Source organism: Streptomyces sp. NPDC088124 (genome assembly GCF_040685895.1).
Lineage (GTDB): Bacteria > Actinomycetota > Actinomycetes > Streptomycetales > Streptomycetaceae > Streptomyces.
The window spans coordinates 136,926-149,100 of the sequence record NZ_JBFBJB010000003.1 but is presented as its reverse complement, the minus strand read 5'-3'; the positions used below and the strand labels follow the sequence as shown (position 1 = coordinate 149,100).

The window sequence follows — 12,175 nt, the reverse complement described above, 5'->3', positions numbered from 1 at the left end:
GCGGGTCCGGCAGCCCGGCGGTCCGGCGGTCCGGCGGTCCGGCATGACCCTGACGGGAGTCCCCCTGCCCCGCCGGGGCCCGGGCCGCCACGGCACAGGCATTACCGTGCGCGTATGACGACTGCTCTGATTACGGGCTCGACGGCGGGTATCGGCGCTGCCTTCGCGCGGCGGCTGGCGGCGGACGGGCACAATCTCGTGCTCGTGGCCCGCGACACCGAGCGCCTGCGGGACCAGGCCACGGAACTGCACGATCTGCACGGCATCGAGGCCGAGGTGCTCACCGCCGACCTGTCCACGGACGCCGGGATCGAGGCGGTGGAGAAGCGGCTCTCGGACCGCATTCACGCGGTGGACCTGCTGGTCAACAACGCGGGTTTCGGCAGCAAGGGCCGTTTTCTCGACGTGTCGATGGAGGACGAGCTGACGATGCTGAAGGTGCACTGCGAGGCGGTGCTGCGGCTGACGTCGGCCGGTGTCTCGGGGATGCGGACGCGCGGGCGGGGCGGAGTCGTCAATGTGGCGTCGGTCGCCGCGTTCCTGCCGAGGGGGACGTACGGCGCCTCGAAGGCGTGGGTCGTGCAGTTCACCCAGGGCGCGGCGCGGGATCTGGCCGGCACAGGGGTGCGGCTGATGGCGCTGTGCCCCGGTTTCACACGGACCGAGTTCCATGACCGGGCCGGGATGGGCACGGACAACATCCCGGGGTGGATGTGGCTGGACGCGGACAAGCTGGTGGCGGCCGCGCTGGCGGATCTGGCGCGCGGGAAGACCGTGTCCGTACCGGATCCGCGCTACAAGGCGCTGATGGGTGCGGCGAAACTGGCCCCGCGCGGGCTGCTCGGCGGGATCACCTCGAAGGCGGGGCGCAAGTACGGCCCGCAGTGACCCGGCACCACGGCAACAGCCGGGCCCGGCACCCCTCCAGGGGGTACCGGGCCCGGCCGCTTGTCACCTCAGGTACTCACGGTTGAGCCGCGAAGGACGTCAGTGGCTGTGGCCGTGGCCGCCGTGGCCCGCCTCGGCCTCTTCCTCGGCCGGCTTCTCGACGACCAGGGTCTCGGTCGTGAGCAGCAGCGCGGCGATGGACGCGGCGTTCTCCAGGGCGGAGCGCGTGACCTTGACCGGGTCGATGACGCCGGCCTTCACCAGGTCGACGTACTCGCCGGTGGAGGCGTTGAAGCCGTGGCCCTTGTCCAGGTCCGCCACCTTCGAGGTGATGACGTAGCCCTCAAGGCCGGCGTTCTCGGCGATCCAGCGCAGCGGCTCGACGACGGCGCGGCGGACGACCGCGACACCGGTGGCCTCGTCGCCCTCCTTGCCGAGGTTGCCCTCCAGCACCTTGGCGGCGTGCACCAGAGCGGAGCCACCACCGGAGACGATGCCCTCCTCGACCGCGGCGCGGGTCGCGGAGATGGCGTCCTCCAGACGGTGCTTCTTCTCCTTCAGCTCCACCTCGGTGGCGGCGCCGACGCGGATCACGCACACGCCGCCGGCCAGCTTCGCGAGGCGCTCCTGGAGCTTCTCGCGGTCCCAGTCGGAGTCCGTGGTCTCGATCTCGGCCTTGATCTGGTTGACGCGGCCGGTGATCTCGTCGGCGGCACCGGAGCCGTCGACGATGGTCGTGTCGTCCTTGGTGACGGTGACGCGGCGGGCGGAGCCCAGCACGTCCAGACCGGCCTGGTCGAGCTTGAGGCCGACCTCCTCGGCGATGACGGTCGCACCGGTGAGGGTGGCGATGTCGCCGAGCATGGCCTTACGGCGGTCACCGAAGCCGGGGGCCTTGACCGCGACGGCGTTGAACGTGCCGCGGATCTTGTTGACGACGAGGGTGGAGAGCGCCTCGCCCTCGACATCCTCGGCGATGATCAGCAGCGGCTTGGAGCTGCCGCCCTGGATGACCTTCTCCAGCAGCGGGAGCAGGTCCTGGATCGAACCGATCTTGCCCTGGTGGATCAGGATGTACGGGTCGTCGAGGACGGCCTCCATACGCTCCTGGTCGGTCACCATGTAGGGGGACAGGTAGCCCTTGTCGAAGGCCATGCCCTCGGTGAAGTCCAGCTCCAGACCGAAGGTGTTGGACTCCTCGACGGTGATGACACCGTCCTTGCCGACCTTGTCCATCGCCTCGGCGATGAGCTCGCCGACCTGCTCGTCCTGCGCGGAGAGCGCGGCGACGGCGGCGATGTCGGACTTGTCGTCGATCGGGCGGGCGGTCGCGAGCAGCTCGTCGGAGACGGCCTTGACCGCGGCGTCGATGCCCTTCTTCAGGGAGGCCGGGGAAGCGCCCGCGGCGACGTTGCGCAGACCCTCGCGGACCAGCGCCTGCGCCAGCACGGTGGCGGTGGTGGTGCCGTCACCCGCGATGTCGTTGGTCTTGGTCGCCACCTCCTTCACGAGCTGGGCGCCGAGGTTCTCGTACGGGTCGTCGAGCTCGACCTCGCGGGCGATCGTGACACCGTCGTTGGTGATGGTGGGGGCGCCGAACTTCTTGTCGATGACGACGTTGCGGCCCTTGGGGCCGATCGTCACCTTCACCGTGTCGGCAAGCTTGTTGACGCCGCGCTCAAGGGCGCGACGGGCGTCCTCGTCGAACTTCAGGATCTTCGCCATGGGAGCTTCTCTGTCCTCTCAAATGAGCTGCGCCCCTGTCCACCCGGCATTCGCAGGGGGGCCAGGGGCGCAGCTCAAAAGCAAAAGTAAATCTTCGGTGAGTTACTTCTCGATGATCGCGAGCACGTCGCGAGCCGAGAGGACGAGGTACTCCTCGCCGCTGTACTTCACCTCGGTGCCGCCGTACTTGCTGTACAGAACGACATCGCCGACGGAAACGTCGAGCGGGAGCCGCTCGCCGTTCTCGAAACGGCCCGGGCCCACGGCCAGGACGACGCCCTCCTGGGGCTTCTCCTTGGCGGTGTCCGGGATAACCAGGCCAGAGGCCGTGGTCTGCTCGGCGTCGAGCGGCTGGACCACAATGCGGTCCTCAAGCGGCTTGATGGCAACCTTGGTGCTGGCGGTCGTCACGATCCGACCTCCCCCTTCGGAGATCTCACGGGGTTAACTGTCTGAGGGTGGCGACCAGATGGACCCGTCGTCGCGGGTGCCGGATCCGTCAGTCGCGCTTTGGCACTCTCCAGTGGGGAGTGCCAGGCCTGAGACTATGACCGCGATTAGCACTCGGTCAAGCGGAGTGCCAAATACGGACGGGCGCGGCGTGAACTCCCGAGAGGGAAACGCGAGCGGAGAGGGCATGGTTCCGGACACGAGTTCGGGCGCGGTCAGCGCGTGTCGGGCGTGTCGGGTACGCCGGGAACACGGGGCGCGCGGGTCGGCGTTCCGGGTACGCCACGGGCCGGGCGCGCCGGCCCCCGGCACTTCGCGGTGCGCTTCCCCGTCCGCCCCGGCGGCGCGGGCCGCCCGCACTTCCGGCGTACGACGACGGCACGCGAGACGGGCTCCGGAACCGCCACGCGCGGAATACCGGGGACACCGGAGAATCCAGGAACACCAGGAGCACCGGGGACACCAGGGACACCGGGTCCGCGCGAGACCCCCGCGACCGGCGGGGCCTGCCACGCCCGCGGGCCGACCCTCTGCGCCGCCTTGCGCCCGAGCCGTTCGATGGGGTCCACCGACTGCGCGCAGCCGACGGTGAGGAGCGCACCGGCCGCCAGCACTCCGGCCAGCAGCCGGTGCCCGGGTCTCATACGTAGTCTTCCAGCCTGGCCACGGCGTATCCCTTGTCCGTGATCACCTTCATCGCGTGCCGGATCATGTCGGGCATGGTGCCCTTCCAGTCCTCGCGGCCACGGAAGTGCGTGAGGACGATGTCGCCGGGGTGCAGGTCCCGGTCCCACTCGCGCCACTCCATGTGGTCGGGGTACGCCTCGGCCGTCCACAGCGGCACGGCCCGCACCCCGCAGGTCTTGGCGGCGCGCAGCGTGTCGTGGTTGTAGTTGCCGTACGGCGGCCGGAACAGCGTGGGGCGCTTCCCGTACCGCTTGCCCAGCTTGTCCTGCTGGTCGCAGATCTCCGTCCGCTGTTCCTCGTAGGAGAGCCCGGGCAGGTAGGGGTGGTTGAGCGTGTGGTTCTGGATGGTGACCCCGCGGTCCTGCATCTGCTGGAAGTAGCCGTAGTCGTCGTTGATGACGTAGTCGCTGAGGAAGGCGGTGTACGGGATCTTCAGCTCGGTCATCATCCGCAGCAGCTCGGGGTCCTTCTCCGCACCGTCGTCCATCGTCAGGAAGACGACCCGGTCCTTGACCGGGACGGTGGTGAAGACGGGCGGCAGGTTCTCGCCCTCCCCCTCGTCCTCGATCTCGAAGCCCTTGCGGTTGGTGATCTCCGGCTTGACCGCGGGCGCGGGGGGCGCGGCCAGGGGCGTACTGGCGAGTCCCCACTTCTGCGCCGCGATGGCGCGCGCGGCCTGTGTACGGCGCGTCTGCTCGGCGTACGAGAGCGTCCCCGCGCCGCCCTCCTGCTGCCCGCCGGGCGCGCCGGAGGCCACCTGGCCGCGCTCGCCCTCCTGGCCGCGCTCGCCATGTTCACCGTGCTCGCCGTGTGCGTCGTGTTCACCGGGCCGGCCGTGCCCGGCGGAGGCGGAGTGCCCCGGGGCACCGGTCCCGGCGGCGCAACCCGAGCCGATCGCGGCGACGAGCAGCGTCGCCAGGGCGGCCACGCACCGCTTGCCGCGCCGCCGGGACGCCCGGAGGTTCCGGGGCTCCTTCGGGGCGACCCGTACCTCTACCATTTCCTTTTGTTCTTTTTGTCTTACTAGCTGCATGGCGCCGCATCCTGTCAGCGCCCGGCACCTCCGCCCGTCCGACACCGCCGCCCGGCGCGCGCCATCCCCCGCCTGGCCCACAATGGACCGGGTGACCGACCGCGCCCCCGCCTCCCCTTCTCTCGCGCCGCTGCTCTCCGCCGAGGGCCAGGCCCTCCTCGCCGAACTGCGCGACCACGACCCCGCAGATGAACTCGCCCTCGCGACCCGGCTGCGCCGCGACCACCCGGCCGAACTGGTCTCCGCGGCGCTGGCCCAGGCGCGGCTGCGCCAGCGCGCGGTGGCGAAGTTCGGCGCGACGGACGCGTACCGCATGTACTTCACGCCGAACGGCGTCGAACAGGCCACGCGCGGCTCCGTCGCCGCCTACCGGGCGGTCAGGTTCCGCGCCCTCGCGGCGCCGGCGGACGGGGACGCGCCCCGGGTCACCGACCTCTGCTGCGGCATCGGCGGCGACGCGATCGAACTGGCGCGGGCGGGCTTCGCCGTCTCCGCCGTCGATCTCGACCCGCTGACCTGCGAGATGGCCCGTACGAACGTACGCACCCTGGCCCCCGGCGCCCCGCCCGTGACGGTGACCCGCGCGGACGTCCTGGAGTACGACCTGACCGGCGCCGGCACCCTCTTCATCGACCCGGCGCGGCGCGGCGGGCGGGGCAGGATCTTCGATCCGGAGGCGTACTCGCCACCGCTGTCCTGGGCGGTGGAGGCGGTACGGCGGGTGGGCGCGGGCGCGATCAAGATCGCGCCGGGCATTCCGCACGAGCTGGTCCCGGACGACTTCGAGGCGGAGTGGATCTCGGACGGCGGCGACGTCAAGGAGGCGGTGCTCTGGCACGCCGTGGATCGGGCACCGGAACCCCCCACCCCATCCTCCACCGCATCCCTCACCCCATCCGCCACCTCTCCCGCCCCTGTCACCCCCGGCACGCGCCGCGCGACGCTCCTCTCCCCCCGGGCACCCACCGACGCCCCGATCACCCTCACGGGCCGCGGCCTGCCCGACCCGCCCGTCCGCACGGTCGGCCGCTTCCTGTACGAACCGGACGGCGCCGTCATCCGCGCCCATCTCGTCGCGGAGGTGGCCGAGGAGCTGGACGGAGGGCTGATCGACGAGACGATCGCGTACGTCACCGCCGACGGACTGCGCCCCACCCCGTACGCCACCGCCTACGAGATCACCGATGAACTCCCCTTCAACCTCAAGAAGCTGAAGGCCCTGCTGCGGGCCCGCGAGGTAGGCGTCCTGACGGTGAAGAAGCGCGGCTCGGCGGTGGAACCGGAAGAGCTGCGCCGCCGCCTCAAGCTCAAGGGCCCGCACACGGCCACGGTCTTCCTGACCCGCGTGGCAGGCGCCCCCACCATGCTCCTGGGCCACCCGGCCACCGCCCCCGGGGACTCGGCGGAATAGCCTCGGCGCCAGCCGATGCGCCCTGATCGGGCGACGGTAGTACCAGGGGGCGTCCCCGCCACGCCACGCGCCGAAAGTGGACGCCGGACGCGACTTTGGAGGACTGCGCGCGCCCCGGCGCCACCCCTAGCCTTTCCCACATGATCGACGTACGGAACCCGCGCAAGGGGTACGGCGGAGTGGTCGCCCTGGATGGTCGTTCCTTCACGGTCCGGCCAGCCACTACGAGGTTCGGGACGCCGCCGCGGAGCGGTGGGGTGGAAGGGAAGAACGAGGCTATGACCATGACGATGTGCAAGAAATGCGGTGGGCAGAAGCGCCGTTGGCCCCGCTCCTGCTCCCGGTGCCGTTCGGGGGCCGGCCGGGAGACCGTAGTCGACGGCGCCGCCGATCTGGCCGTACCCGCAGGACTGTTCGAGTGGATCTGGCGAGGAATAACAGCGGTTGTCCGGCTGGTGCTGCGTGCGCTCAACTGATTCCGTTCATCCCTGCTGACGAGCGCCCTCGGTGTCGATCCTCACAAGCCCCACCCACACCGCCACCGCCGCGGTCCGCGACAGGCCGACCGGGTCCGGTCGCGTCGGCCCGGCTCGGCCCGGTCAGTCCAGATCCGTCAGTTCGTCCGCGTAGATCTGGGAGAGCGGCTGCGGGCCCACATACCGCTGGCAGTTGCACTGCCTCAGTTCGTACCGCAGTGGCTTCTTGTTCTCGTCCCACTCCGTCGGGGTCTCGACGTCCTCGTGGCACTTGCCCTGCCGGTCGTGCTTCGCCAGGTGGTGCGAGCAGCCGCAGATCGGCTCCGGGAGCTTCTGGGCCTCTTCCAGAGCCTGACGCTCGGCCTGGCGCTCGCCCTCCGCCAGCTTGAAGCGTTCGATTTTTCGTTCATGCCGGGTCCTGAGGGCGGTCCGGCCCGTGTCGGCCACCCAGCCGAACCCGCCCACGATGAAGAAGACGAAAATCCACCAAAGCCATTCCATCGGCCGCCCCTTACACCTGAATGGCGTATGCGTTCCCTCTTCAGGATAGGACGGCGCCGGTGGGAACAGCCTCAGCGATGCGCGCCTCCGCCCCGGCGAACCGGGACGCGATGACGCAACTGCGCTGACCAGCGCCGCTGCGAGAACGACTGGGCGAGGCCGAGAATCCCGGTGAGCAGGACCGTGGTCCCGAGCCCGATCAGGTACGTCGTACTGCTCACCTTCGTCGTCCGCGACGAGGCCTCGGCCAGGGCAGCCCCGACCAGGACCACCCCCGCCAGGCACAGCGCCACCGAGGGCAGCAGCCACAGCACCGACCTCCGGTGCGCCAGGGACTGCGCCTCGCTCACCGGCGCCGGGTCGAGGGCCGCCCACGCCTCCAGGCGCCGCCGTATGACATGGCCCCGGTGCAGCCAGAAGCCGAGGGCGATCGCCGCGGGCACCAGCAGGACCGCCGCGAGGATCAGCGCCACGACCCCGCTCACCGGGTCGAAGCCGACCTCCCCGAAGCTCTGGACGGCCAGCCCGACGCACGCCCAGCCGAGCACCGTGACCGCCCCGGTCAGCCACAGCAGCACCAGCCGTACGATCCCCAGGCCGCGTCTGCTCAGCTCCACCAGGGCCGTGGACCGGTCGGCGAGGCGCGCCGCGTCGTCGGGCCAGGAGCACAGCTCCTCGGGCGGCGGGGACGGCGGCAGCGGCCGGCGGTTGATCATGCGGCAGAGGGTAGCGGGGCGGCGGGGAGCGGCTGCGTCCGGGCGCCTGACCGCGTCGTACCCGGCGCCGGGTACGTCAGCGGGCCTTCGCCGGGAGGATCAGCCGTACCGCCCACCGGTAGTGCCCCACCGCCCGGACCACCCCGATCAGCCCGGCGATCCACAGGACGGTGCCCGCCCCCATCCCGTACGCGACCTCCGCGTACGTGTCCTCACCCCGCTCGGCCATGGCCGGTACGACGAACGCGATGGCCAGCCCCGTGGCGCCCGCCACGAACGACGTGAGCAGCCAGCTCAGGCTGCGTCCCGCCATCCGCAGCCCCGCATCGGCCCGCGGGTCGAGGTCCAGCGCCGCCCACTGTGTCATCAGGCCGCGCATCGCGCGCTCCTCACGGACGGACAGCCCGAGGAAGACCACCGCTGTGACCAGCACACCCAGCCCGATCGCGAGGAAGGGCACGGCGAACACGACGCCGAGGGGATCGACCCCGTCGGCGAGCGAGACCAGCAACTCCCCAACCAGGAACCACCCGAACTGCACCCCCACCACCAGCAGCCAGAAACGCACCAGCGCGGCCGGCCCGAGGCTGCGACCGCCGAGATACGTGAGCGCCCGGGCCCGGTCCGCGAGCAGGGCCGCGCGGTCCGGCCAGGAGCGCAGGTGCTCCGGGGGCGGGGGCGGGGGCAGCGGCGTACGACGTGACATGTGCACGAGGTTATCGACCGGCAACCGGACGACCGGCCACGCCCTCACCCGCACCCACGCCACGGGCCGTCAGTCGGCGAACTCCTTCAGTTCCTCGGTCTCCAGCTTGATACCGACGGGGTCGGGCAGCTCGACGACGGCACCGAACGGCCGGGTCGTCGAGCAGCGGTACCGGCCGCCCTCGGGGTCGGAGTGGACGGTGACGCTGTCGGTGTCGCGGTCCACGAGAAGGTAGACGGGGATCCCAGCGGCGGCGTAGCCGTCCGGCTTGTCGATCCGGTCGCGCTGGTCCGTGTCCCGGTCGTGCGAGGTGACCTCGACCGCCATGAGCACGCCGTCGGGCTCGGCCCACTCGCCCGCCCCGGTGAAGTGCCTGCGAGGGGCGAGCGTGCCATCGGTCCGCGCCCGGCCCCCGCGGTACGCCTCGATCTTGAGCCCACGTTCGGGGTAGAGCCTCAGGTCGGGACGATGCTGCATGCACTGTTCCAGGAGCCACATGACGATCTCGTCGTGGTTACCGTCCGGCACGGGCTTGGCCTCGATCTTTCCGTTGAAGTATTCGAGCCGAACGCCCTCGGGCGCCGAGTGCGCGATCTGCTCGAATTGCTCGACCGTCATCTGGGGTCGGTCAGTGGTGTTCGGGGTCATGGCCTCGCCTCCTCCCCTCCATCCTGCCCGGGTTTCAGGCGGCGCGTGCAGAAGGCTCATGGCTGCTTCTCCTCAGAGGTCCGATCGAGTGGTGTCCGTAAAGCCGTGCGCAGCCGGGCCGCGTGGTGCTGGACGCGCTCCGGTGGCAGGGTCCCGCCCGGGGCAGCGGGGGCCGGGGCGCCTCGGCAGGTGCGGCACAGGCCGCCCGGGAGCTGGGCCGGTTCGGCGGGCACGCCGCAGTCCGTGCACTCCATGGTCCGGCGCGGGCAGGGTGGCTCCGGAGGGAGCTTGGCGAGGAGCCGGGCGCGTACGAAGGCGTACGGGGCCGACACCTGCGCGGGAAGGCCTGCCGTGAGCGCCTGTACGAGCTGGGCCTGACCGGCGCCGCGCTCGAACCACTCCGCCGCCACCTCCTCCAGCACCCCGCATTCGGGTTCGGAGAGCGTCAGGCGCGGGTCGATACGGCCGAGCCGTGCGAGGACGTCGTACGCGGCGGTACGGGCCAGCGCCGAGGGAGTCCGGACAGGCTGTGGGCCGGACGACGGTACGGCGGCGCCCGTGGTGAACGCCGTCCACCAGTCGTCGTCCCGCGCGCCCCGCGACCAGTACGTGCGCCACACCCAGCGCTGCGTGCCGTTCCCGGTGAGGACGGCCTCCCGGTGGCGGCGCAGGTGGCCCGCGCAGGAGAGGCCGTTGAGCGCGGTCCGTACGGCGCACTGGCCGTAGTCGGCGAGGTGGCGCGCGAGCGTCTTCACCGAGATGTCGGCGCCCTCCGGCAGCCGGTCGATATATCCGGCGATCGCGGCCTCGCGCCTGGGCAGATGTGCGAAGTCGTCGGCACGGCGGGGGGATTGCTCGGGCGCGAGCCGTTTTCCGTACCCCGGGTTGGCGTGGGGATGGGCGTGCGGGCGCGGGACAGCAGTAGGCTGCTGAGTAGCCATTGGGATCGGTCTCCAGCGATAGCGATCTCGAACGGTCAGGCCCTCGTCTCGGTGTTGGTAGCACCTGCGGGGGCCGTTCTACGTTTACGGAGCGCACGCTACACGGCGACAGCGCACCGTGGCGACCCGATCACGAAAAGTCATCCCGGCTGGCCGGGCGGGATGAAAAGGGTGGGTGGGCGGGTTCAACCACCCACCCATTCCTTGGAAAAGGGGCTCGAAACCCGACCCCCGACGCTCAAGTGTCGAAGCGGGCCCCGGCGCGGACCGCGTCCACGAAGGTCTGCCAGGAGGCAGGCTCGAAGACGGCCGCCCCCAGCGCGCGGTCCTTGGTGTCACGGACCGCCTGGCGTCCGCCGCGCAAACGGCCGCGCTCGACGCAGCCGTTGTTGCTGCCGCTGTATGTGCTCTTGTGCCAGAGCGCGCCGTCGAACTCGCCGGAGACCTCGGAGATCACTGTCCACTGCCCTACAGGAGATCGCGGATGTACTTCTGTGAGGCGGACGGCGAAAGGGCCGCGGCGGTGAACTCGTCCCATACCTGTGCGTACACCTGGACATCGGTCCGCTGCTCCAACAACGTACCCCCGGTGACGTGCTCCAACCACGTGACGTCGATGGAGGGTTCACCGCGCAGGGAGAAGAGCGTGAACGGCGTGTACTGCTCGGCCGGGATCGCCGCGTCGAGGGGCAGGATCTGGATGTTGACGTTGCTCCGCCTGCCCATCTGCAACAGATGCTCCAACTGCTCCCGGACCACCTCACCGGACTTGCTGATGCGGTGGAGGACGGACGCCTCGATGATCGTGCGCAGGCGGAAGTCAAGGTGCGGGCCGAGGAGTTCCTGTCGTTTGATCCGGGTCTCCACCAAGGGCGCGATCTTCTCCACGGGGTAGCGGGCCTCGAAGATCTCCCGCATGTACGCCCCGGTCTGGAGCAGCCCCGGGATCACCGCGGGGTCGTACTCACGCACCAGCTCCGAGTCCGCCTCCAGGGTCAGATAGTCCCGAAGCTCGTCATGGAGCAAGGGGCCCTCGCTGCTCCACCAGTCCACCTTGTGGATCTCCTTGGCGAGCCGCTTGATGCTCGCCACATACGCCGCGTCGTCGATTCCGTAGAACTCCAGCAGCACCGTCAGGTCGAGCGGCCTTATGCCGCGCTTGCCGTTCTCGATCTGGGAGATCTTCGGCTGCCCGCACTGCAGCTTGTCGGCGATGTCCTGGACTTTGTACGCCCGTTCGACGCGGAGCCGCTTCAACTCGTTGCCGAGCCGTTTGCTGCGCATCGTGGGCATGTCGTTGTGAGCCATGAGCACATAGTGGCGGGCCACTTCTCCGCATAGAGATGCCCCCGGGGTGGATTCACTCGTCAGCGTGAAGTGGATAAGGAATATCTTGCCTCTTCGATCCTTCTCCCCGCACCATCATGCCGAGACACGGCGCCACCCTCGTGGTGACTCGCTGTCGATCGATCGCGCGGCCCTCAAGGTTGCGCAGGAGGAGCCATGGTGAGCGCGGCCGGCATCGAACGGGAACTGAGAATCGACTTCACCGTCCACCCGGACGGACTGGGACGTATCCGTCGTGAACTGGTAGAAACGTTGGTGACATGAGGCTGCGAAGCAGTCTCGGAGGTGGCGGTTCTGGTCGTGACGGAGCTGCTGACCAACGTTCACAAACACGCCGGTGGCCGCTGTGGCCTCCTCGTCACACCGACCGAGGCCCATCTGACCGTCACCGTCAGTGATTTCACTACGGCCGTTCCAGCGAAGCGAGCCCGTTCCTCCACGGCGGAGGACGGCAGAGGGCTGATCCTGATCGAGGAGCCGACCGAGCACTGGGAGACCGTACTCACCGCGTCCGGAAAGGACATCAGGTGCGCGATTCCATTGCCGGTCGCCGAAAAGCCGGGGGCCGTATCCGTATCCGGAACCGGGACGGGGGCCGAATTCCGGTCCGGGTCCGGGCCCAGGTCTGAGAGCGCAAGGAGTTGAG

At 70.1% G+C, this 12,175-nt stretch carries 13 protein-coding genes; 3 read left to right on the top strand and 10 right to left on the bottom strand.

Translation table 11 applies throughout. The features are described from left to right. Positions 1-114 precede the first annotated feature (114 nt). A complete protein-coding gene (locus tag AB0P17_RS03440; protein ID WP_365807149.1) occupies positions 115-888 on the top strand; it encodes an SDR family oxidoreductase in 774 nt (257 codons plus the stop codon). Positions 889-987: 99 nt separating this feature from the next. Here the strand turns inward: AB0P17_RS03440 and groL are convergent, their stop codons facing one another. From groL to AB0P17_RS03425, 3 genes are all read right to left on the bottom strand, one after another. Beyond that, complete coding sequence (groL, locus tag AB0P17_RS03435) at positions 988-2,613, bottom strand: chaperonin GroEL (RefSeq protein WP_365807147.1); 1,626 nt, start codon at positions 2,611-2,613, stop codon at positions 988-990. A 102-nt stretch (positions 2,614-2,715) separates the two neighbouring features. Beyond that, positions 2,716-3,024: a co-chaperone GroES gene (groES, locus tag AB0P17_RS03430; RefSeq protein WP_023539274.1), complete on the bottom strand. Its 309-nt coding sequence runs from the start codon at positions 3,022-3,024 to the stop codon at positions 2,716-2,718. 679 nt (positions 3,025-3,703) lie between these two features. After that, on the bottom strand, positions 3,704-4,750 hold the full coding sequence (locus tag AB0P17_RS03425) for a polysaccharide deacetylase family protein (RefSeq protein WP_365807145.1): 1,047 nt from the start codon (positions 4,748-4,750) through the stop codon (positions 3,704-3,706). Positions 4,751-4,865: 115 nt separating this feature from the next. On the opposite strand from AB0P17_RS03425, the gene AB0P17_RS03420 reads away from it, so the two are divergent. After that, entirely contained in the window at positions 4,866-6,194 is a 1,329-nt protein-coding gene (locus AB0P17_RS03420; RefSeq protein WP_365807333.1) for a class I SAM-dependent methyltransferase, read from the top strand. Between the two features lie 599 nt (positions 6,195-6,793). Here AB0P17_RS03420 and AB0P17_RS03415 read toward each other — a convergent pair. The 7 genes from AB0P17_RS03415 to AB0P17_RS03385 all read right to left on the bottom strand — a co-directional run bounded on the left by AB0P17_RS03415 (position 6,794) and on the right by AB0P17_RS03385 (position 11,490). Next, on the bottom strand, positions 6,794-7,171 hold the full coding sequence (locus AB0P17_RS03415; RefSeq protein WP_365807143.1) for a hypothetical protein: 378 nt from the start codon (positions 7,169-7,171) through the stop codon (positions 6,794-6,796). 71 nt (positions 7,172-7,242) lie between these two features. Next, positions 7,243-7,887: a hypothetical protein gene (locus tag AB0P17_RS03410; RefSeq protein ID WP_365807142.1), complete on the bottom strand. Its 645-nt coding sequence runs from the start codon at positions 7,885-7,887 to the stop codon at positions 7,243-7,245. A gap of 76 nt (positions 7,888-7,963) precedes the next feature. Beyond that, positions 7,964-8,593, bottom strand: a complete 630-nt coding sequence (locus tag AB0P17_RS03405; protein WP_365807140.1) for a hypothetical protein — start codon at positions 8,591-8,593, stop codon at positions 7,964-7,966. Between the two features lie 69 nt (positions 8,594-8,662). Beyond that, complete coding sequence (locus tag AB0P17_RS03400) at positions 8,663-9,241, bottom strand: Uma2 family endonuclease (protein ID WP_365807139.1); 579 nt, start codon at positions 9,239-9,241, stop codon at positions 8,663-8,665. 56 nt (positions 9,242-9,297) lie between these two features. Further along, entirely contained in the window at positions 9,298-10,182 is an 885-nt protein-coding gene (locus AB0P17_RS03395) for a hypothetical protein (RefSeq protein WP_365807137.1), read from the bottom strand. Between the two features lie 238 nt (positions 10,183-10,420). Continuing rightward, positions 10,421-10,639, bottom strand: coding sequence for a DUF397 domain-containing protein (locus tag AB0P17_RS03390; protein ID WP_365807135.1), 219 nt, complete (start codon positions 10,637-10,639; stop codon positions 10,421-10,423). An 11-nt stretch (positions 10,640-10,650) separates the two neighbouring features. Then, complete coding sequence (locus AB0P17_RS03385) at positions 10,651-11,490, bottom strand: helix-turn-helix transcriptional regulator (protein WP_365807134.1); 840 nt, start codon at positions 11,488-11,490, stop codon at positions 10,651-10,653. Positions 11,491-11,829: 339 nt separating this feature from the next. Here AB0P17_RS03385 and AB0P17_RS03380 point away from each other — a divergent pair, with 339 nt between their 5' ends. Further along, the gene (locus tag AB0P17_RS03380; protein WP_365807132.1) at positions 11,830-12,174 is read left to right on the top strand and encodes an ATP-binding protein; all 345 of its coding nucleotides are present in this window, start codon (positions 11,830-11,832) and stop codon (positions 12,172-12,174) included. Position 12,175: the final 1 nt, after the last annotated feature.